Annotated in this window: 25 protein-coding genes; 6 read left to right on the top strand and 19 right to left on the bottom strand. The window is 36.1% G+C overall.

What is annotated here, in order from left to right; translation table 11 throughout:
- Positions 1–438 precede the first annotated feature (438 nt).
- A complete protein-coding gene (locus tag FEU33_RS16575; RefSeq protein WP_146550586.1) occupies positions 439–957 on the top strand; it encodes a hypothetical protein in 519 nt (172 codons plus the stop codon).
- Between the two features lie 344 nt (positions 958–1,301).
- On the opposite strand, the gene FEU33_RS16570 is transcribed toward FEU33_RS16575, so the two are convergent.
- Entirely contained in the window at positions 1,302–2,000 is a 699-nt protein-coding gene (locus FEU33_RS16570) for a KinB-signaling pathway activation protein (protein ID WP_146550585.1), read from the bottom strand.
- 146 nt (positions 2,001–2,146) lie between these two features.
- Here FEU33_RS16570 and gerD point away from each other — a divergent pair, with 146 nt between their 5' ends.
- On the top strand, positions 2,147–2,743 hold the full coding sequence (gerD, locus tag FEU33_RS16565; RefSeq protein ID WP_146550584.1) for a spore germination lipoprotein GerD: 597 nt from the start codon (positions 2,147–2,149) through the stop codon (positions 2,741–2,743).
- Positions 2,744–2,838: 95 nt separating this feature from the next.
- Here gerD and FEU33_RS16560 read toward each other — a convergent pair whose 3' ends face one another.
- The 3 genes from FEU33_RS16560 to FEU33_RS16550 form a co-directional block, all read right to left on the bottom strand.
- Positions 2,839–3,900 (bottom strand): Mrp/NBP35 family ATP-binding protein, encoded by a 1,062-nt coding sequence (locus tag FEU33_RS16560; protein ID WP_146550583.1) that lies wholly within the window; start codon positions 3,898–3,900, stop codon positions 2,839–2,841.
- 72 nt (positions 3,901–3,972) lie between these two features.
- Positions 3,973–4,686, bottom strand: a complete 714-nt coding sequence (gene cwlD, locus FEU33_RS16555) for an N-acetylmuramoyl-L-alanine amidase CwlD (protein ID WP_146550582.1) — start codon at positions 4,684–4,686, stop codon at positions 3,973–3,975.
- A gap of 515 nt (positions 4,687–5,201) precedes the next feature.
- Positions 5,202–7,790 (bottom strand): TrlF family AAA-like ATPase, encoded by a 2,589-nt coding sequence (locus tag FEU33_RS16550; protein WP_222433436.1) that lies wholly within the window; start codon positions 7,788–7,790, stop codon positions 5,202–5,204.
- Positions 7,791–8,247: 457 nt separating this feature from the next.
- On the opposite strand from FEU33_RS16550, the gene FEU33_RS16540 reads away from it, so the two are divergent.
- The 4 genes from FEU33_RS16540 to FEU33_RS19175 all read left to right on the top strand — a co-directional run bounded on the left by FEU33_RS16540 (position 8,248) and on the right by FEU33_RS19175 (position 10,079).
- The gene (locus FEU33_RS16540) at positions 8,248–8,730 is read left to right on the top strand and encodes a replication initiation factor domain-containing protein (protein ID WP_146550581.1); all 483 of its coding nucleotides are present in this window, start codon (positions 8,248–8,250) and stop codon (positions 8,728–8,730) included.
- Positions 8,731–8,756: 26 nt separating this feature from the next.
- Complete coding sequence (locus FEU33_RS16535; RefSeq protein WP_146550580.1) at positions 8,757–8,954, top strand: MerR family transcriptional regulator; 198 nt, start codon at positions 8,757–8,759, stop codon at positions 8,952–8,954.
- Between the two features lie 95 nt (positions 8,955–9,049).
- The gene (locus FEU33_RS19180) at positions 9,050–9,505 is read left to right on the top strand and encodes a tyrosine-type recombinase/integrase (protein ID WP_244951066.1); all 456 of its coding nucleotides are present in this window, start codon (positions 9,050–9,052) and stop codon (positions 9,503–9,505) included.
- A gap of 124 nt (positions 9,506–9,629) precedes the next feature.
- On the top strand, positions 9,630–10,079 hold the full coding sequence (locus FEU33_RS19175) for a site-specific integrase (protein ID WP_244951065.1): 450 nt from the start codon (positions 9,630–9,632) through the stop codon (positions 10,077–10,079).
- Between the two features lie 68 nt (positions 10,080–10,147).
- Here FEU33_RS19175 and rpsI read toward each other — a convergent pair whose 3' ends face one another.
- The 15 genes from rpsI to rplO form a co-directional block, all read right to left on the bottom strand.
- On the bottom strand, positions 10,148–10,540 hold the full coding sequence (gene rpsI / locus FEU33_RS16525; RefSeq protein WP_146550579.1) for a 30S ribosomal protein S9: 393 nt from the start codon (positions 10,538–10,540) through the stop codon (positions 10,148–10,150).
- Positions 10,541–10,561: 21 nt separating this feature from the next.
- The gene (gene rplM, locus FEU33_RS16520) at positions 10,562–10,999 is read right to left on the bottom strand and encodes a 50S ribosomal protein L13 (protein ID WP_146550578.1); all 438 of its coding nucleotides are present in this window, start codon (positions 10,997–10,999) and stop codon (positions 10,562–10,564) included.
- A 180-nt stretch (positions 11,000–11,179) separates the two neighbouring features.
- Positions 11,180–11,929, bottom strand: coding sequence for a tRNA pseudouridine(38-40) synthase TruA (truA, locus tag FEU33_RS16515; protein ID WP_146550577.1), 750 nt, complete (start codon positions 11,927–11,929; stop codon positions 11,180–11,182).
- Positions 11,930–11,949: 20 nt separating this feature from the next.
- The gene (locus FEU33_RS16510; protein WP_146550576.1) at positions 11,950–12,747 is read right to left on the bottom strand and encodes an energy-coupling factor transporter transmembrane component T family protein; all 798 of its coding nucleotides are present in this window, start codon (positions 12,745–12,747) and stop codon (positions 11,950–11,952) included.
- Entirely contained in the window at positions 12,744–13,616 is an 873-nt protein-coding gene (locus tag FEU33_RS16505; protein ID WP_146550575.1) for an energy-coupling factor ABC transporter ATP-binding protein, read from the bottom strand. Before FEU33_RS16505 ends, FEU33_RS16510 begins: the two co-directional genes overlap by 4 nt.
- Positions 13,592–14,437 (bottom strand): energy-coupling factor ABC transporter ATP-binding protein, encoded by an 846-nt coding sequence (locus FEU33_RS16500; protein ID WP_146550574.1) that lies wholly within the window; start codon positions 14,435–14,437, stop codon positions 13,592–13,594. Before FEU33_RS16500 ends, FEU33_RS16505 begins: the two co-directional genes overlap by 25 nt.
- A 389-nt stretch (positions 14,438–14,826) precedes the next feature.
- Positions 14,827–15,207, bottom strand: coding sequence for a 50S ribosomal protein L17 (gene rplQ / locus FEU33_RS16495; RefSeq protein WP_146550573.1), 381 nt, complete (start codon positions 15,205–15,207; stop codon positions 14,827–14,829).
- 52 nt (positions 15,208–15,259) lie between these two features.
- Positions 15,260–16,204 (bottom strand): DNA-directed RNA polymerase subunit alpha, encoded by a 945-nt coding sequence (locus tag FEU33_RS16490; protein ID WP_146550572.1) that lies wholly within the window; start codon positions 16,202–16,204, stop codon positions 15,260–15,262.
- A gap of 144 nt (positions 16,205–16,348) precedes the next feature.
- Positions 16,349–16,738, bottom strand: a complete 390-nt coding sequence (gene rpsK / locus FEU33_RS16485; protein WP_146550571.1) for a 30S ribosomal protein S11 — start codon at positions 16,736–16,738, stop codon at positions 16,349–16,351.
- 25 nt (positions 16,739–16,763) lie between these two features.
- Complete coding sequence (rpsM, locus tag FEU33_RS16480; RefSeq protein ID WP_146550570.1) at positions 16,764–17,129, bottom strand: 30S ribosomal protein S13; 366 nt, start codon at positions 17,127–17,129, stop codon at positions 16,764–16,766.
- A 24-nt stretch (positions 17,130–17,153) separates the two neighbouring features.
- Positions 17,154–17,267, bottom strand: a complete 114-nt coding sequence (rpmJ, locus tag FEU33_RS16475) for a 50S ribosomal protein L36 (RefSeq protein ID WP_000868344.1) — start codon at positions 17,265–17,267, stop codon at positions 17,154–17,156.
- A 37-nt stretch (positions 17,268–17,304) separates the two neighbouring features.
- Positions 17,305–17,523, bottom strand: coding sequence for a translation initiation factor IF-1 (infA, locus tag FEU33_RS16470; protein ID WP_146550569.1), 219 nt, complete (start codon positions 17,521–17,523; stop codon positions 17,305–17,307).
- A 430-nt stretch (positions 17,524–17,953) separates the two neighbouring features.
- Entirely contained in the window at positions 17,954–18,607 is a 654-nt protein-coding gene (locus tag FEU33_RS16465; protein ID WP_146550568.1) for an adenylate kinase, read from the bottom strand.
- 65 nt (positions 18,608–18,672) lie between these two features.
- Positions 18,673–19,959: a preprotein translocase subunit SecY gene (secY, locus tag FEU33_RS16460; protein ID WP_146550567.1), complete on the bottom strand. Its 1,287-nt coding sequence runs from the start codon at positions 19,957–19,959 to the stop codon at positions 18,673–18,675.
- Positions 19,959–20,399, bottom strand: a complete 441-nt coding sequence (gene rplO / locus FEU33_RS16455) for a 50S ribosomal protein L15 (RefSeq protein ID WP_146550566.1) — start codon at positions 20,397–20,399, stop codon at positions 19,959–19,961. Before rplO ends, secY begins: the two co-directional genes overlap by 1 nt.
- Positions 20,400–20,413: the final 14 nt, after the last annotated feature.

Genomic DNA, 20,413 nt, shown 5'->3' with positions numbered 1-20,413 from the left:
GAAGATGATATCTATTTTGTCTTTGTCACTAACGGAGGTTAGTGAACAAATTTTATTGATTAACGTCTTGCTTGTTCAGTTTTCAAGGTTCATCCTTACTTAAAAGACTTAAATATTGTATCATATCTAAAAGTCAAAAGCAAGATGCTTTTTTAAATTAGAAAGATTAAATATTTTGTTGTTTTCTCTTAATGAGTCAACGTTGTTCAATATACGCTGATTATATATAAATGTCAATACTTTATAGCAAAAAGTTTTAAAAAACCTTTTACAATCATATATATAGGACAAGAGGTGAGCATACTGTTTAAAAGAATAATTGTATCAACGATTATTATGATGGCTTTATTGTTAATTTTTATTCCTTCTAAAAATTCAATATTAGAAGTTTTTCGTTTAACAGATGAACCCAATATTATTACAAAGGGAAATTTCGGGATGTCATTAACAATAGATTTATCTTATGCTGATGCAAAGTTTATCGAATGGTTAAACGAGGAAAAATCTCCTTATCCTTTATTAATGGTCGATCCAGATTTATTAGAAAGATCTCCAACTCTTGTAAAAGTCATTAAAGCTAAAAATATCCCAATAGGATTGCTAGGAAGAAATAGTGATTTTTATGAAGTCAATCCTTCTCAGCTTGAAAAAGATATCAGTACTTTCAATTCCATTATGAAACAATCTCCTCTTTGGTTTAGAACAAGAGATTATGTATTCCTCCCAGATGTTACTAAGGTGCTATGGAAAGAACAAATTAATATGCTAGCCGCTTCTAAAATTTTATCTGACAGCAAAGACTTGAAACTCTCAAAGGGCGATATAATTTCCATACCGTATCATCAAGAAGAACGACTACCATTAAAAGAAATCGATCGACTGATACAAAACAACTCTTTTCAGCCAATAGAAGAAACAATATTTGGCTATTCCGTTAAGACCAAAAAAACCCCATAACGTTTAGTCTTCTATTTCAAGAAATAGTAAGGGAAAACTTCACTCAGTGAGAGCCTTTTTCAACTTTCACTGGGTCGGGGATTTTTATGCAGACAATCCCCTCTTTTTGCGGCTTGTAATGAGGGGCTTCCTTGCTGCCTGTTCCTATGGGTTTGTTTTGATTAGTTTTAATCTTCCTTATTTCTCTTCCAGCAAGTCCTTCCGGTAAACCTTATTTGGGTAGGAAGCGCTAACATTTCAGGGGTTTTGTGTTTTCTTCCCCACTTTTCTTTCTTACAAGCAACCTTAGATTTAGATATAAGGTTATTGCTACTTTTTCTCTTCAAAAACCATTTAGCTCTTGATCATTTGTGCTTCGCATTTTTATTATTTTTTTCTTCTAATTCTCTACGTGCAGCTCGGCGTTCTTCTCTTTTTTTCAAATCTTCAGCAGATTTAGCATTATATTTTGGTAATTCAAGCAGTTGAAAAGCATTTACTGCAAGAATCGGGAATAATAAAAGTGTAATATACTCATTGCCACCACTTGTTCGTACCCATAGAGCTATGAGCCACTCAATAATACTAACGAAAATCATAAAGAATAATGCAGAAATTAAAATATGCTTCTTACCAGTCATCTTTACCTTTTTCATAGCTGTTACAATGGCGGCTGCAATCAATACTATCAATAACCCTATGTAAAGAAGCCAATCACTAGCGCTATGTGCATATGGTTTAAAGCGGAATAAAATAACATCCAGTAATGCGACAAACATTAATAATATTTGTACCCAGTTCCATAAAGTCAATGAGCGGCAAATATTAACACCAATTTGATGTACTGTGAGATAGGCAAAGTATCCCATTTGGCAAACCATGCTCATCGTAAAACCAAGAAGAACAAACCATAGTAATCCTAAAAAAGCTTCTCCCCATTCACCATTTGAAAAATGTTGAGCATAGAAATCTCCCCAACGAACGATTAAACTCATCAATCCAGTGACAACGCCACCAATTATGAGTGCTCTAAAAGCAAATTTAAACCAATTTCGTATCGTCACGACTTAAAGGCCTCCGTTTTTACAAGTTCTTGTTTCATTCTAACAACGAATTTCGAAAAAATCTATTTCTTATCTCGTTTCATACATATTCCGCCGTTAATTGTGAACAATAATTGAAACGACTTACGCAAAAGTGAGGGAAGTATATGTATAAAAAAGCCATAATTTTCACACTTCTATTCGTTATTCTATCCGGTTGTTCCGCTGCTCCCCAACAGAACCAATCTTATGATGATATAAAAAAATCAACCCTCGATGCTCTGCAAACGGAGGAAGGCAAAAAGGTGATCCGTCAACTGTTAGAGGATCCGTCAATGAAGGATTTACTCGTCTTAGAGCATGATGATGTTAACAAAGCTGTACAGGACACTTTGATGTCAAAAAAGGCTGAAGAATATTGGAAAAAACAATTTGAGGACCCTAAATTCCGCGAAAGCTTCGCCAAGAGTATGAAAAAAGAACAGCAAGATCTACTGAAGGATTTGATGAAAGATGCTTCTTTTCAAAAAGATTTGGAACAATTCTTCTCACAACCCGATATGCAAAAACAATTAGAAAAAATAATGAAATCAGCAAGTTCAAAGGAAGATTTGCAAAAAGTAATCATTGAAGTAATCAATAGCCCTTTGATGCAAGAAAAATGGTCCAAACTCATTCAATCAGCAGGCGAAAAATCCTCTGATGAGGGTAAATCTGGAGGCGGCAGTGATAAGAGTTCTGGCGGAAGTAAAGATCAAGGATAAAGAACGATTCATTAAGGTATCATTTAAAAAATTTGTTCTTCAAAAAACAAAGGATGTATCTAAGATATTTTTTCTTAAGATACATCCTTTAATCGTTATTCTTTGTCTAATTTATCAATCACACGTTGAGCAATTTCTAGATAAATTTGTCCAGTGGAGTGGTTTTTCGCATATACAGATGGAGCAAAATCTACTTCATTCCAATCTGGTTGACCAAGAGGAATTTGTCCGAGTAGTTCTGTGCGAAGTTCTTCTGTTAGTTTAGTCCCCCCACCTTGGCCAAATACATATTCACGTTCACCTGATACATCAGATTGGAACCATGACATATTTTCGATAACGCCCAAAATATTATGTTCCGTTTTTATAGCCATTGCTCCCGCACGAGCGGCTACAAATGCCGCAGTTGGATGTGGAGTCGTTACGACGATTTCATTAGATTCAGGTAACATTTGGTGAATATCTAGCGCTACATCACCTGTACCTGGAGGTAAATCTAAAAGTAAATAATCAAGATCTCCCCAATCAACATCGCGGAAAAATTGATTTAACACTTTTCCAAGCATTGGGCCACGCCATACAACTGGTGCGTTATTTTCGACGAAAAATCCCATAGATATCATTTTGACACCAAAACGTTCAACTGGAATAATGCGATTTTCTTCAACGATCGGCATAGTTTGTACACCCATCATATCTGGAACACTAAATCCATAAATATCTGCATCGATTAAACCAACTTTTTTACCAAGGCGAGATAATGCTACAGCTAAGTTAACAGCAACAGTAGATTTGCCAACTCCACCTTTACCAGATGCAATAGAAATAAATTTTACTTTATTTAATGGTGAAAGCAAATCCTGTGTTTCTGCACGCGTTGCAGTGCCACGGAATTTTTCAATGGCTTCTGGTGAAAGTTCTGAGAATCGAATACCAACAGTTTTGCAGCCTGCACCCTTTAATACATTAACAATTTCCATTTGAAGTGCAAGTTGTTCCGGCGTATTTGTTTTCGCTATCGCGATTTTTACGCTCACATGCTCTTTTTCTTCTTTTATGGAAACTTCAACGATAGCATCTGTTTCAGTCAATGTTTTATGTAGAAAAGGATCCTTTAATGCTCCAACTAATTCTCGAACTTGTTGTTCATCAATCACTGTAGACACTCCTTTTATTATCATTTCGATTTTAGTATATCATAACGCTTTCAAAAAGGTATGATACGTTACTCATTCTACAATAGAATCAGAGTAACGTTCGATTCCTTCTACGATTGCTTCTGCCATTTTTTGTTGATAATCTGCTGAAGATAATAATTCCGCTTCTTGTGGATTGCTTAGAAAACCTGTTTCTACAAGAACTGACGGCATCGTAGCTTTTTTCAGTAAATATACTTGTTTAATCGCCAAAGCCTCACGATCTGTATTTTTTAAATTTTCCTTAATAGAGCCTTGAATCGCTTTCGCTAAAATTTCTCCCGCTGGATGACCATCTTTATGATAAAAAACTTGTGCACCATGCCATTTTGATTCTGGGATAGCATTTGCATGGATACTAATGAAAAGGTCCGGCTTAGCTTTATTGACCAGCTTTTCCCTAAGGAAAATATCTTCTTTCTTTCTTTCTCGCATTGTCGTATAATCGGCATCTGGTTGATGCTCTGCGATCACATCATCATCTTTTGTACGTGTCATCACTACCGTTGCACCTTTTTCCTTTAATAGCTTTTCCACTTTTTTGGCGATGGCTAGTGTTATATCTTTTTCTATAAGTTCAGACGTTGAAGCACCACCATCCATTCCTCCATGCCCAGCATCCACTACGATTTTGACTCCTCCTAAAGTCTCTGAAATAAAAAAACCACGATTGGATGCTTTTGTTTCATATACAACTAGGAGTATACATGCTACTAATACTACACTCCAAATGAGCCAACGTTTCAATCATAGACACCACCTTTTACACTACTATATGCTTGTGTAAGAAGGGTTATGTCGCTCCGTATAATCAAAATTATAGATTCATTTCCTCAGTTAAAAATGGCCAAATTAAGTAATTCTGTACTTGAAAAATAGGAGGAGAATCCGTTCATTAAAAATGGGAAATCTTAAAATGAATCGTATATATAAGCTACTGGCATCAAAATGTGGTCAAACGGTGGTCAAAAAGAAAGAAGATAACTAAAAAAGACCCCTTCCACCGAAGTGAAAAGAGCCTTGAAACGTCTGTCTGTAGATTAACGTTTTGAGAAATATACAGATAAATCCTAAGCGTACCTAATCCGTTGAAATCCTTTTATATCAACGTTTCTCAATTTATTATATGGATAAAAATGTATAAAAAAGGGCTGAGATTGACATTACTTGAACCAATTTGAACCAACATGATGGATGTTAGTTGAATACATTTATTTTTTAAAACATTATATCCTTAAAACATTTATATATATTAATTGGAACTATTCATTCCTCCATAAATTATATATTTGGGTTCTCTTGTTAAATGCTTCTTGCCCACCTTCCATAATATCAACGACTTTATTTTGAATGTCTTTATTATCAATGCTTCCAGATTTCACCATTATTTGTTTTTCATCATACGAAACTGCAATTACTTGCTCTGAGTCCCCTAAAACTGGAATATTGGCATTATGTGTCGCAAAAATAAACTGAACTTCAGGCTTTCTTTCCTTTACCTTAGTAATTATTTCATTATAAATTACTTGATTATCTAGATCATCCTCTGGTTGATCTATCATAATCAGGTTATTATCCTTTTGGGATAAAATGAAAAGAACTAATGCTGATGCCCTTTGTCCAATAGAATGTTTTGCAATAGGTTTTCCGTGATACTTTATTTCAATTTGATTAGGAGTTCTGATCTTTAATTGTTCGCTGTAGTTTTCTTTGATTATTTCCTTTACTTTTGATAGTTGGGCTTCAGTTACTAGATTAGAAGTTATTTTAGAATCTTCTAATAAAATATCAACTATTAGGGCTGCGAAATCAGAGTGTTCTTCACTTATATTTTTGTAAGCACTCTGATTTATATTAGAACCTCTAAATGATTGTTTTAATTCAGCAAGAAAAGACTCTTTATTACCTTTAAACTCAATACTTAATTCTAATGCGTTTTGATTTGAATTTATTTTTTCTATTTCTTCTTTATAAACTTGGAATTCTTTAAGTAATAATTGATTCCTTTCATCTAAGACAGCTCGAACTTGAGATTCAATTTTACCCTTGTTTTCCTCTTGTTTAGTAACTTGATCAATAGACTTTTTTAACTTATCCTCATCAACTTTAAGCTTTGCAAAATCATCAGGATTTAAATTTGGTATATCAATTTCTCTTTTAATCTCAGCGAATTCTTCTTCAAGTGAATTTATAGTTAGTCGAATCTCTTCTAAATATTCTTTAACTAGTTTCGAGCTAGCATCAATATTTGCTATAATTCCCTCAATTTCTTTTTTGATAGTAATCATAGTAGAAACTTCTTGTGATAACTTAATAAATAGCTCTGGTACTTCCTCAGATTCAATATCACTTAGTTCATTAAGTTCTCTAAGATTATTAGAGTTCAATAATTCCTCAGCATTACCTTTGAAATTGTTAATTAATTCATAAACGTTTTTTATGTATCTCTCATCCTTCTGGAAGTTAACTTGTTTAGAAAGCTTTGCAGATAACCCTTTCTCTTCAAATATCTTTATCTTATGCTTTATATCCGTTAAGTTTTTTCTTAGATCAGGTAAAGTATTAACTTTATCGTTTAAATTGAATAATTGATTGATTTGATTGCTTAATTGATCGTTTATTCTAGTTAGTTCTCCTTGAAAAGATTTTGTTTTCTTTCCAACTAATTTGTTTAATAACTCTAGTTCAAATCCATTTTTCATGTAAGATAAATCTTTTTGTCCAAAATATAAAGGAGTTTGCAGAATTGAATTTATTGTAACTCCAATTTCTGTATTGTTATCATCAAGAATATGTGGAGCTTCTCCTAATATCCTTTTAATTTTATAATTTTTTTTGTAATTATCTTGAAGTTCAATTATTACTTGTCCGCCTGATTCAAGAAGATTTTTTACTACATCTGATTTATAATCTTTATCGGCTGTTGATGGTGACATATCTAAAGTGTATCTAATGGCTTCAATTATACTTGACTTACCACTACCTCGAATTCCGATTAAACTATTTAATTCCGGTGATAAATTTATTTTTTGATTATTCATTTTCCCACCGATGAATTCGACGGATTTTATGTATCCATGATTATATTCTTTTTCAGACAGAGAAGTTCGATTTTGATAGTCCCTGAATGCAAGTACGACAGAATCAAAACTTCCATCTCCAATTTTAATATAAGATTTATCTCCTTTACCGATTTGCTCAATAGATTTGCAATCCGACCCCTCAATATAAGGAAGTTTATATCCCATCCAATCTTCAAGTTGCTTCATTTTATCCCTAGTTCGACCTTTTTGAAACCCAAGAACTTTGTTTTTAAACCAACTATTCTTGCTTAGTGATTCTATTAGACCTCCATTACACTCTTCAAAAAAACCACTTTTTTGTTCAATGTGAGCCATTAAAATGAAGTAATCTTTATTATAGGAATCTAAACAATCAATTGTTCCAGCTAAATCTTTATTACAACGCGTATTCTCATGTTCTCTATTTTCAATACCTTTAAAAACTTCATCAAGAAATTGATTAATAGTTTCAGTTTTCCCTTTAATCCAGTCTTCATCTTTAAATACTATCAAACAATGGATTCCGTTAGCTCCCTCTTTAACAGATAGCTCGACTCCTGGCAATATAGTTATGTTATCCTTTTTAGCCTTTCTCTTTAAGCCTCTGTACTCGTCTAGATCGAACTTATTATGATTAGTAATAACTCCTAATCCAATACTTTCCTTTTTTAGTTTATCTACGTAATCACTGATGAAACGGTCATCATCACCAAAATAAGAAAACTCTTTATCCGCCTTTGTGTGAAGGTGAAGATCTGCTCTTATCCATTCTGTACCACATGTAAACATGATATCCCTCCATAAAATTTGCGCATTAATATTTCCATGATCGTCACCTTCTTAACTTATAAGAAGAAAGTGCCTTTCAATGAGTTTATTATACTAAAGTAAAAGAAAGTTTTTTGAGAAATCTATCGACAAATTCCGACAAGTTTAATTTTTGGTAATCTCTATTTTCAGGTGCCTGTCACTTCCTGTATTTAAACACATTACAAAAAACTTCACGGTCATCGCGACAATAAAACGTGACGCTACCTTTACTCCTTCATCTGGGCTAGCAATAATGTAATCAACTCCTTCTTCCGCTTCTTGAATAATTTTTTCAATGCAAACTACTTCTAAAATGGTTTCCGTTTAGATCAACCTCTCTATATTTCTTTTGACCTTTTTGGTCACCAATATAGAGAATCTCCGGCTCGATTAATGTCAATTGGCGTAAGTAGCACAGCTATCGTTAGGGAATAGAATGGGTATTCGCTATGAAGAAGCTTTACAATACGATAATTGGGTACGTTTTGAAGCAGTTTATAAAGGGACTTATGCTCATGATTTATCGGATGGACTAAAAGCTATAAATAGTGATACAGAACTAAAGGATTTGCTCGTATCAGCTTTAACTGATCGTTATCAATTTTATTATACTAAATCTGACAGACTAACGACTTACAGTAAGAAAATGCTTGATTTGCTTAATCAAAAAAGTTTTATGTTTAGTTCTCCTTCACCCCGAACGAACTTGTTAGAACAATCACAGAAGCATATTTTAAATGGTTCTATATTATTTCCGTATTTGTATAAAGTTAGGAGTTTATGGGGTGATGAAGGTCTAAAGAAGTGTTTAGCATTCCTATATACCGAATTTGAAAACTATGAGCCTAATAACGATGTCATATTGTGGTTGAAAAAATACTCTGTATTATATACAAATAAAGGTTACCCGTTCAAATAAAAGTCTAAAAAGGAGACGATGCCTTTATGTGCATAAATAACATTTCAAAGGATTACCCATATCTTTTAACAAGGGAACAAGCATCTCATTTTCTAGGTGTAGACCCAAAATCATTTGATAAATATATACGACCACATGAAGGGCTTGAGCGTTTCATGATTGGTCGGCATGAAAGATACACAATGAAAGCTTTAATACAATTTATTGAAAATCACTCGGCTTAATTTATTGACAGTTGATGAGATGTTAGGTTCGGAATACAATACAGTTGTATTCAACCTAGCATCTATCGACTATTTTTATGAAGGGAATTGATAGCATGGCTAGTATTATTCAAAGAGGGAAATCATATAGGACTCAAGTTTCTTTATACAAACAAGGCAAGCATAAAAAACTTTCTAAAACTTTTCCAACAAAGAAAGAAACAGAACTTTGGACTCTAGAAATGGAATTAGCGAAAGGCGAAGATAAAGAGCTTGCACACAGAACAACGGCCTTTGTGGACTTCTTCGAGAATTGGATTTATTTTGTAAAAGTAAATAACGTGAGAGAAACTACATTTCAAAATTACGTTCGTACTTTAGGGGTTATTCGAAACTTATTTCTGGATATCCAATTAAAAGATTTAAACGATATTGTTGTTCAGAAGAAGATAGATGAGTATGCCAAGACACATTCTCGAAAAACAACACATGAGGTTCTTCTTAAAATCAAAACATCATTACGTGATGCATATGCTCGTGGTTATATTGCTAATGATTTTGCTCGTTTGTGAAAACACGTGGGGAAAACCCACCTAAGCGAAACAAAGCTTTGTCTATTAAAGACTTTAAAATGCTTCGTAATTATGTTTTACAGCACCCAGAAGATGAATTTAGCTTACTTGTCTTACTCGCGGTATGCGACGAGGTGAATTATTAGCTATTCGACCAAAAAATTTATACGAGTACGGAATTAAGGTTAGGCACTCAATCAGCCCCACTTCTGATGATACTTCACTAAGAACACAAAATGCAAAACGTGATGTTTCTATCAACAGAGAAGTATATGAGCTTATCCGTAACATTCCCGTTAAAGAGAATGGTTATATTTTTGGCTTTGGTGGCTTTAAACAATCAGAACTTTTAGCCGAATTATTAACGAAATTAAACATTAAAAAAACAACATTCCACGGCTTAAGAGATACGCACGCATCATTTTTATTTTCACAAGATATAGATATTGCGTATGTATCAAAACGATTAGGTCACATCAACATTCAAACAACCCAAAACTACTATCTGGAATTAATGCCAGAAAAAAAGCACCAGCAAGATGCTGATGCTTTAAATCTGTTAAGTTCTTTATGAAGTTCAAGCCGATTTGAACCAACTTGAACCAAAAAACCTTTGCAAACGTTGATACAATAAGAAATTGACTAACGTTTTGAGAATTGTGGTGCACGACGAGCGCCTTTAAGACCGTATTTTTTACGTTCTTTCATACGAGGGTCACGAGTAAGTAGACCAGCTGATTTAAGAGCTGGACGGAAATCAGGGTCAACAGTTAGTAATGCACGAGCGATACCGTGACGGATTGCGCCTGCTTGACCTGTAAAACCACCACCGTTTACATTTACGTAAATGTCATAGCTACCTAGAGTTTCAGTTGCTACTAGTGGTTGTTTAATTACTTCACGTAAAGATGCGAATGGGACGTAATTTTCAACGTCGCGGTTGTTAATAACAATTTTGCCTTCACCTGGTACTAAACGTACGCGAGCAGTTGAGCTTTTACGACGACCTGTACCAATATATTGAACTTGTGCCAAGGTTATATCCTCCTCTAATTATTATCCGCGAAGCTCATAAGCTTCTGGTTTTTGTGCTGCATGTGGATGTTCAGAACCAGTGTAAACGTGTAGTTTGTTGAACATTTGACGACCTAAAGTGTTTTTAGGAAGCATGCCTTTAACTGCCAATTCAAGCATTTGAACTGGATATTTTTCTTTCATTTCGCCAGCTGTGCGAGTTTTTAAACCACCAGCAAATTGAGTGTGACGATAGTAAATTTTACCTTTTAATTTATTACCAGTTAACTCAATTTTGTCAGCGTTGATAATAATCACGTGATCACCTGTGTCAACGTTTGGTGTATAGATTGCTTTATGTTTACCACGTAAAAGAGCAGCTACTTCAGATGCTAAGCGACCAAGAGTTTGGCCTTCAGCGTCTACAACTAACCATTTACGTTCTACTTCGTGACCTTTAGCCAAGAATGTTGTACGCATTTTTAGTATCCTCCTACAATTTTTAAATTGTTTCTATTAACTTTGTTCCAATTGTTTTCTTTATCCTCAAAAGTAAGATTCGGGGCTTATCTCGTGGGGTAATGAAAATACCATATGTCATCTTACAACAAATAGCAATGTAAGTCAAGTATTTCAAGAAAAACACCTGGACATGTTGCTTCAAATTTCATAATGTACGTTTTCAAGATACAAACCTTGAGCTGGCGCAGTTTTACCAGCTCTTCCTCTATCCATAGAGACTATGATTTCGGCCATTTCATAAGAATTACGTTTACCAATCCCTATTTCCCAAAGTGTACCAGCAATAATACGCACCATATTATATAAAAAGCCGTTCCCTTCAATGACCATATGCAGTTCCTCTTGATGCCACTCAAAAGTTAAGGCAGTTACTGTACGAACTTTATCCTTTACACTTGTATGTGCCGCACAGAAACATGAAAAATCATGCGTTCCTAAAATATAACGCGCTGCTTCCTCCATTGCCTTAACATCTGGTTTCGTGCCATTGGTAAATGTCGTATAAAACCGTCTAAAAGGGTTTTGTATTTCTTCACATGCCCAAATATAACGATATCGTTTATCATGAGCACTATAGCGAGCATGAAAATCACTAGATACTTCCTCCACTTTTAGCACACGAATATCTTGAGGCAACTGTACGTTTAATGCTCGCACATAACGATTAAGCGGAATCGACAGCGTAGTATCAAAATGAATGACTTGTCCTGTTGCATGAACTCCTGCATCTGTTCTACCGCTTGCTGTCACATGGACGATCTCACCCTTATGCATTTTCGTTAGTACCTTCTCGATTTCCTCTTGAACAGTTCTTTGCTTTGGTTGAACTTGATATCCCGAAAAATTGGTGCCATCATAGGTGATGGTCGCTTTCATTCTTCTCTTCATCGTTATAGCTCCTATTACTTTTAACTACGCAAATACACCAATATAGCCGTTATCACTACAATAGAAAGTAATGCTACAGTATCTTCTATACTCCATTTTAACTGACGATAACGAGTTCTTCCTTCTCCGCCACGATAGCCACGAACCTCCATAGCTGTTGCTAGATCTTCTGCTCGTTTAAATGCACTCACAAATAGGGGAACTAATAATGGGACAACTGCCTTAATTCTATCTTTGATGGGACCTGTAGTAATATCAGAGCCTCTTGCCATTTGTGCCTTCATAATTTTATCGGTCTCATCCATTAATGTTGGGATAAAACGTAAGGATATAGACATCATCAACGCCAGTTCATGTACTGGTAGTTTAAATTTTTTAAGAGGACCTAATAGCACTTCCATCCCATCCGTGATAGAAATAGGAGATGTCGTTAAAGTTAAGATAGATGTGACAAAAACCAATACTAAGAAACGAATAGAGATATAAATCCCTTGTCTAAGACCTTGCTCATAAATGTGAATAAATTTCCATTCAAAAATCAATGGCCCCTCTTTTGTAAAGAAGATATGCAATAAGAAAGTAAATACCATCAAAATGATAATAGGCTTTAATCCATTGATTAGAAAATATAATTTAATGCGAGACATTAAAATGACTAATAATGTGAATGCCAAAAGCACAATATATGTTGGCGTATTATTGGCCAAAAAGACGACAATAATAAATGCAAAAACAAATATCAGTTTGGAGCGTGGATCCAATCTATGAACAAATGAGTCACCAGGTATAAAACGACCAAATATCATTTTATCCATCATTGACCATCACGCTCCTCTCGTAATAATTGCGCAATCGTCTTCGCTAATTCCTCTTCTGTTAGACAAAGTTTTGGCAGTTTACGACCCATTTTCTGCTCAAGTTGATGTTGGAAACGTACAACATGAGGTAATTCCAAACGATAATTTACTAATTCTTCTGCGTTACTAAAGATTTCCTCTGGCGTACCGGTTAGTACACAATGGCCCTCATGCATAATAGCAATGCGATCTGCATAGCGCGCTGCATCTTCCATACTATGTGTAACAAGAATTGTCGTTAAATGACGTTCCCTGTGTAACCGATAGAACAATTCCATGATTTCCGTACGACCTCTCGGATCCAATCCAGCAGTTGGTTCATCTAAAACGATGACTTCAGGTTCCATAGCCAAAACACCGGCAATGGCGACTCGACGCATTTGCCCACCAGATAGATCAAAAGGTGATTTCTCAAGAACTGATTCTGGAAGCCCTACTAACTTTATTAATGTATGGGCTCGATTAATAGCCTCTTCCTCTGATACGCCAAAATTCATAGGTCCAAAAATAATATCTTTTAAAACCGTTTCCTCGAACAATTGATGTTCAGGAAATTGAAAGACGATTCCTACTTTTTGACGCACCGGTCGTAGATCATTCTCCTTTTTTCCGGCATGAATCGTTCTATCTCCAATTCGCACTGATCCTTCTGTTGGTTTTAGCAATGCGTTTAAATGTTGTAATATCGTTGATTTACCTGAACCAGTATGCCCAATAATGGCTTGATAGCTATCTGAAGGAATAGCCAAATCTACATCAAATAATGCTCTTTTTTCAAAGGGCGTACCTGGTGCATAGGCAAAGCTTACTTTTTGAAGTTCGATGTCCATAAATCATTCACCAACTGTTCCTCTGTCATGTTTTCGCCTTGAAGCTGCACACTTTCCGCTTGTAAAAGTTTTGTAAGCTTCATGGCAAAGGGTAAGTCCAATCCAAGTTCAATTAATTGGTCACCTAAAGCAAAAATCTCCGATGGGGTACCTTCAGCATACTTTTTCCCACCATTCATAAATAATAACCGATCAGCCATAACTGCTTCTTCTAAATCATGTGTGATCGATAATACAGTTAATCCTGTTTTTTCACGTAAATCTCTCACAACCGAAAGGACTTCTTGACGTCCTTGTGGATCAAGCATTGAGGTTGCCTCATCCAAAATAAGCAACCGTGGTCGTAGTGCAAGTGCACCTGCTATTGCGACACGTTGCTTTTGTCCCCCCGATAAGTGTTGGGGTTCATGATTTAAAAAGTCGTCCATTTTAACTTGTTTTAACGCTTCATGAACGCGCTCGACCATATCTTCATAAGGTACACCATTATTTTCTAAAGCAAACGCTACATCATCTTGAACTGTAGCACCTACAAATTGATTGTCGGGATTTTGAAAAACCATTCCTATCTGAGAACGAGATTCCCATAAATTTTCTTCACTTAATGTTTGTCCTAAAACATTTACAGTACCACTCTGTGGAAAAAGCAGACCACTAATAAGACGAGCAATTGTTGATTTGCCTGAACCATTATGACCTACAATGGCAATCCATTCACCTTCTTCCACATGGAAAGAAACATCTTCCACTGCTTTCTTTACCGTGGGTTCTTCAGGCGCATATGTGAAAGTCACATGATTTAGTGATAAAATTTCATGCATGCGTTTTAACTCCTCTCGCTAGACTGTTCTAAGCTCTGCTCTTTTATAACTTACACTGTTTTATGTATGATTACTAGTTGAAAATAGCTTTTGGTAAAAAAAGACGACTTTGTCCATAATGGCAAAAGTCGAATTAGGCTGCTATCAAAATAAAATAAAAAAGCGCGCACCCCACTCAGAGAAATGCGCTAATTAGATATCTCCCGTTCTAAGGTCGCTCATACCTTAAACGTGAATGAGGTGCGTAGAGCTAAACGAGACAGCACTAATGATGTCCGCTCATCATAACGCTCAGCTTTTCAATTTGTCGTATAAATCTTTATTTTTTAAAAAAGAGGGTGTAAGTTCAATTATAGTGAACAAGTACACCCTCCCTCGCATTGTTATAATTAAACTAATTCAATTACAACTACAGGTGCACCGTCACCACGGCGAGATCCTAATTTCATAATGCGAGTATAACCGCCTTGACGGTCAGTGTAGCGTGGTGCTACATCATCAAACAATTTTTGAAGTGCAAAAACTGTTGATTCATTACCTTCAGCATCAGTTGAAGTTGCTACTTCACGACGGATAAATGCAGCAGCTTGACGACGAGCGTGTAAGTCACCACGTTTACCTAAAGTAATCATTTTTTCAACTACTGAGCGCAATTCTTTCGCACGAGTTTCTGTTGTTTCAATACGCTCGTTAATGATTAGGTCTGTTGCTAAATCACGTAATAAAGCTTTGCGTTGAGAACTTGTACGTCCAAGTTTTCTGTAACCCATGGATGTTTCCCTCCTTTGTTCAATTACTGATCTTACATATTTTTAAAGTCGCTTAGTCTTCTTCTCGTAATCCTAAACCAAGCTCTTCTAACTTCGCTTTTACTTCTTCTAATGATTTACGCCCTAAATTACGAACTTTCATCATATCGTCTTCTGACTTGTTAGCAAGTTCTAGAACCGTATTGATGCCAGCACGTTTTAGACAGTTGTAAGAACGAACAGAAAGATCTAGTTCTTCGATCGTCATCTCTAAAACCTTTTCTTTTTGATCTTCTTCTTTTTCAACCATGATTTCAGCAGTTTTTGCTTCATCTGTTAAACCAACGAAGATATTTAAGTGCTCGGTTAAAATCTTAGCTCCGAGCGAAATCGCCTCTTTTGGACCGATGCTGCCATCTGTCCACACATCAAGTGAAAGTTTATCGTAGTCAGAAGATTGTCCAACACGAGTATTTTCAACAGTGTAGTTGACGCGTGAAACTGGAGTGTAAATAGAGTCGATCGGGATCACGCCGATAGGAAGATCCTCACGTTTGTTTTGATCAGCTGGAGTGTATCCACGTCCACGTTGCGCATACATACGCATACGGAGATGACCATTATTAGCAACAGTTGCAATGTATAGATCTGGATTTAATACTTCTACGTCACTGTCATGCGTAATATCTGCAGCAGTTACAACTCCGTCACCTTTAAAATCAATTTCAATGACTTTTTCTTCGTCAGAGTAAATTTTTAAAGCTAGCTTTTTAATGTTCAAAATAATTGATGCAACATCTTCTACAACGCCTTCAACAGTAGAGAATTCGTGTAGTACGCCGTCAATTTGAATTGAGGTTACAGCAGCTCCTGGTAAAGAAGACAGAAGGATACGACGTAGTGAATTACCCAAAGTAGTTCCATACCCACGTTCAAGTGGTTCTACAACAAACTTGCCGTATTTTAAATCATCACTGATCTCTACGGTTTCAATCTTTGGTTTTTCAATTTCGATCATTCAATTTACCCTCCTTCAAAACATCGAATATATGGTATTATTTCCATTTAAATCGAATGTCAATCAATCATTCATTAATCATTCAAACTATATATTCTATTCATGTATAAAAAGTGTACTCAATACATAAGAGAGTTGCAACTATTATACACGACGACGTTTTGGTGGGCGGCAACCATTATGAGGAACTGGTGTTACATCTTTAATAGCTGTAACTTCTAAACCTGCAGCTTGAAGCGCACGGATAGCAGCTTCACGACCTGCACCAGGACCTTTAACAGTTACTTCTAAAGTTTTTAAACCATGTTCTAAAGACGCTTTAGCAGCCGTTTCAGCAGCCATTTGTGCAGCAAATGGTGTAGATTTACGTGAACCTTTGAAACCTAGTGCACCAGCTGAAGACCAAGAAACAGCATTACCTTGCATGTCAGTGATGGTTACAATTGTGTTATTAAATGTAGAACGAATGTGTGCAATACCAGATTCGATATTTTTTTTCACACGACGTTTACGAGCTTGTTGTTTACGTGCCATGTTTAGAATAAACCTCCTTTACCTACTATTTTTTCTTATTAGCTACAGTTTTACGAGGACCTTTACGAGTACGTGCGTTGTTTTTAGAATGTTGTCCGCGTACTGGTAAACCGCGACGATGACGAATACCTCGGTAAGAACCGATTTCCATTAAGCGTTTAATGTTAAGAGAAGTTTCGCGACGTAAGTCACCTTCTACTTTGTATTTGTCAACTTGTTCACGGATTTTGTTTTGTTCGTCTTCTGTTAAATCACGAACACGAGTATCTTCTGAAACACCTGCGTCTGCAAGAATTTGTTTAGCAGTTGTGTTACCGATACCGAAAATGTATGTTAATGAAACTACAACGCGTTTTTCGCGTGGAATGTCAACACCAGCAATACGTGCCATGTATAATTTACACCTCCTTGAAAATTATCCTTGTTTTTGTTTGTGTTTAGGATTTTCACAGATTACCATTACTTTACCGCGTCTGCGAATAACTTTGCATTTTTCACAGATCGGTTTCACAGATGGTCTCACTTTCATCTAACCTAACCTCCTTAGTGGTCCGGAGTGCAAAAGATTATTTAAAACGGTATGTGATACGACCGCGAGTTAAGTCATATGGAGATAACTCAATGGTTACTTTATCCCCAGGTAAAATGCGAATAAAGTGCATACGGATTTTGCCTGATACATGTGCAAGAACTGTATGACCATTTTCTAATTCTACCTTAAACATCGCGTTTGGCAAAGTTTCAATAACTGTGCCTTCGATTTCAATTACATCGTCTTTCGCCATCGACCCTGTCTCCCTTCTATATGCAATTCAAGAACTATCGCCAAATTCTTTCGGAATTTGCTGCAAGTTATGCTACTTCTCAACATATGTTTGGTTTGTATGAGAGATGTTCGAAAGACGCTCATCAGGCTTCGCTTCTCGAACCAAGATATAAGTGCAGGGTTTACCTGATTCTCACACGCTCCCCGGCTACCCTGGATGAGATCCTGTATACCCGCTTACCGTTTACACAGATACTTTTCCACGAAACCCATTATACCCTTTCAGAATAAAGAATGCATCAAGGATATATATGGTATCCAAAAGATACAAACTATTCATCAGTGCATAGACCGGGTACAATATGCTTTTGCAGCTCTCGAAAATGAATTTTCGCTATGCTACCACATACTCCCGCGGTTGCAGACATCTGCGTCCTTAATCTCGGGTATTAATTGCGGTTGCCTTTAAATAGAGCATCAACATCAGCAAATACATCATCTATATCTTGCTGACCATTAATATTCGTTAAAACATTTTTCTTACGATAAAAATCAAGTAATGGTTGAGATTGCTTGATATTTACTTCTAGACGATTCGTAACTGTTTCTGGATTATCGTCTGCTCTTTGATAAAGTTCTCCTCTATCTTTATCACATTTTCCTTCCTCTTTAGGAGGGTTGAAAACTAGATGATAGGAAGAGCCACATACTTTACAGATACGACGACCTGTTAAACGTTTAATCAATTCTTCTTTTTCTACTTCGATGTTAATCACATGTTCTACTTTTTTACCAAGATCCGCTAGAATATTATCTAAAGCCTCAGCTTGAACAGTAGTACGTGGGAAGCCATCCAGTAGGAAGCCTTGATCACAATCAGGTTGGCTTAAACGTTCACGAACAATTCCAATCGTTACTTCATCTGGTACTAAAGCACCTTGATCCATAAACGATTTCGCTTTAAGCCCTAATTCCGTGCCATTTTTAATAGCTGCACGGAACATATCGCCTGTAGAAATATGAGGGATATCGTACTTCTCAACAATTTTGTCTGCCTGGGTACCTTTACCAGCACCAGGCAAACCCATTAAAACGATATTCATACGGACTGCCCCCAATATTAGTATGAAGGTTTTTAGGAACGATTAACGTTCCAAAAAACCAACCTTTATTTCATAAAACCTTTGTAGTGACGTTTTACAAGTTGTGATTCTAATTGTTTCATCGTTTCTAGTGCAACACTGACAACGATCAACAAACTAGTACCACCAATCTGTGCAGAAGATGGTAGATTGGCAATATTGATAAACAAGATTGGAAGAACTGCCACTACTGCCAAGAAAATAGCTCCTACAAATGTTAAGCGATATAAAACAGTTGTTAAATAATCTTGTGTACTTTTACCCGGGCGAATACCTGGAATATAAGCGCCTTGTTTCTTCAGATTATCAGAAACTTTTTCTGGATTAACTTGAACAAACGCATAAAAATACGTAAACGCTACAATTAGCGCTACATATAAAATCATCCCAACTGGTTGAGAATAATCAAACGTTCTTTCAATAAATTGTGTTACTTTATTGTCTTCGAAGAAAGTAGCAATTGTTCTCGGTGTTACGAGAAATGCAACAGCAAAGATTACTGGAATAACCCCTGCAGAGTTGACTTTCAATGGAAGATGCGATTGTTGAGCTCCACGTTGAGCACCAGAACCTTTCGCATATTGAATCGGAATTTTACGATTCGCTTGTTGAACATAAATAACTCCGACTACAATGGCAAGAGCTGCTAATGCAATCAAGACAAGCGTAATAATGTTGATGAACAATTGGTCACCAGCATTTTCAAATTGTTGAGCATAAATTTGGTTCACTGTATTAGGTAATGCAGCTACGATCCCAGCGAAGATGACAATGGAAATACCATTTCCAACACCTTTTTCTGTAATCTGTTCGCCTAGCCATAATAAGAATGCTGTACCTGCAGTTAACACGATCGCAATTGTTAAGTACGTCATTACTCCTTCTTCTTTAATCAATGAACCGCTGTACATACGGTTAAAACCGTAAGACATAGCGATTGATTGAATAAATGCAAGGAGAATTGCAAAATAACGAGTAAATTGGGCAAGTTTTTTACGACCAACTTCACCTTGTTTTGACCACTCGGTGAACTTTTTGACAACATCCATTTGTAACAGTTGAACAATAATTGATGCCGTAATATAAGGCATAATCCCCATCGCAAAAATAGAGAAGTTTTTAAGTGCTCCACCGCCAAAAGTATTCAAGAAACCAACCAAGCTGTATTGATCCGTTTGTTGTAATACTTCAGCATCTACATTTGGTACTGGAATGAACGACCCTATACGGAAAACCACCAACATCAAAAGGGTGAAAATGATTTTATTTCTTATATCTCTCACGCTCATAAAGTTAGAGATTGTTCGAAACATTAAATCACCTCAATGTTTCCGCCGACATTTTCAATTGCTTCTTTTGCAGATGTAGAGAATTTATGAGCTTTGACTGTAAGCTTTTTATCAAGAGTTCCGTTACCAAGAACTTTAATGCCTGCTTTTTCTTTACCCACAACACCAGTTTCAATAAGTAAAGCTGGTGTAACTTCTGTGCCTTCTTCAAAACGATTTAATGCATCAAGATTTACGATAGCGTATTCCTTGCGATTAATGTTAGTGAATCCGCGTTTTGGTAAACGACGAAAAATTGGGTTTTGACCACCTTCAAATCCAGGGCGTACACCGCCGCCTGAACGTGATTTTTGACCTTTTTGTCCTCTACCTGAAGTTTTACCATTACCAGTCGCAATACCACGGCCAACACGGTTACGTTCTTTGCGTGAACCAGCTGCTGGTTCTAACTCATGAAGTTTCATTAGATGGCACCTCC

This window comes from Rummeliibacillus suwonensis (genome assembly GCF_007896435.1).
Lineage (GTDB): Bacteria > Bacillota > Bacilli > Bacillales_A > Planococcaceae > Rummeliibacillus > Rummeliibacillus suwonensis.
This window is presented reverse-complemented; position numbering and strand designations above follow the sequence as displayed.

Coding starts and splice junctions, on each gene's coding strand:
- infA (WP_146550569.1), bottom strand. CDS start 17,523: ATGGCGAAAGACGATGTAATTGAAATCGAAGGCACAGTTATTGAAACT.
- FEU33_RS16575 (WP_146550586.1), top strand. CDS start 439: ATGTCATTAACAATAGATTTATCTTATGCTGATGCAAAGTTTATCGAA.
- truA (WP_146550577.1), bottom strand. CDS start 11,929: ATGAAGAGAAGAATGAAAGCGACCATCACCTATGATGGCACCAATTTT.
- FEU33_RS19175 (WP_244951065.1), top strand. CDS start 9,630: ATGCGACGAGGTGAATTATTAGCTATTCGACCAAAAAATTTATACGAG.
- FEU33_RS16500 (WP_146550574.1), bottom strand. CDS start 14,437: ATGCATGAAATTTTATCACTAAATCATGTGACTTTCACATATGCGCCT.
- rplO (WP_146550566.1), bottom strand. CDS start 20,399: ATGAAACTTCATGAGTTAGAACCAGCAGCTGGTTCACGCAAAGAACGT.
- rplQ (WP_146550573.1), bottom strand. CDS start 15,207: ATGGGTTACAGAAAACTTGGACGTACAAGTTCTCAACGCAAAGCTTTA.
- FEU33_RS16505 (WP_146550575.1), bottom strand. CDS start 13,616: ATGGACATCGAACTTCAAAAAGTAAGCTTTGCCTATGCACCAGGTACG.
- secY (WP_146550567.1), bottom strand. CDS start 19,959: ATGTTTCGAACAATCTCTAACTTTATGAGCGTGAGAGATATAAGAAAT.
- FEU33_RS16490 (WP_146550572.1), bottom strand. CDS start 16,204: ATGATCGAAATTGAAAAACCAAAGATTGAAACCGTAGAGATCAGTGAT.
- FEU33_RS16510 (WP_146550576.1), bottom strand. CDS start 12,747: ATGATGGATAAAATGATATTTGGTCGTTTTATACCTGGTGACTCATTT.
- gerD (WP_146550584.1), top strand. CDS start 2,147: ATGTATAAAAAAGCCATAATTTTCACACTTCTATTCGTTATTCTATCC.
- FEU33_RS16550 (WP_222433436.1), bottom strand. CDS start 7,790: ATGTTTACATGTGGTACAGAATGGATAAGAGCAGATCTTCACCTTCAC.
- FEU33_RS19180 (WP_244951066.1), top strand. CDS start 9,050: ATGGCTAGTATTATTCAAAGAGGGAAATCATATAGGACTCAAGTTTCT.
- rpsK (WP_146550571.1), bottom strand. CDS start 16,738: ATGGCACGTAAACAACAAGCTCGTAAACGTCGTGTGAAAAAAAATATC.
- rplM (WP_146550578.1), bottom strand. CDS start 10,999: ATGCGTACAACATTCTTGGCTAAAGGTCACGAAGTAGAACGTAAATGG.
- FEU33_RS16465 (WP_146550568.1), bottom strand. CDS start 18,607: ATGAATATCGTTTTAATGGGTTTGCCTGGTGCTGGTAAAGGTACCCAG.
- FEU33_RS16535 (WP_146550580.1), top strand. CDS start 8,757: ATGTGCATAAATAACATTTCAAAGGATTACCCATATCTTTTAACAAGG.
- rpmJ (WP_000868344.1), bottom strand. CDS start 17,267: ATGAAAGTGAGACCATCTGTGAAACCGATCTGTGAAAAATGCAAAGTT.
- rpsM (WP_146550570.1), bottom strand. CDS start 17,129: ATGGCACGTATTGCTGGTGTTGACATTCCACGCGAAAAACGCGTTGTA.
- FEU33_RS16540 (WP_146550581.1), top strand. CDS start 8,248: ATGGGTATTCGCTATGAAGAAGCTTTACAATACGATAATTGGGTACGT.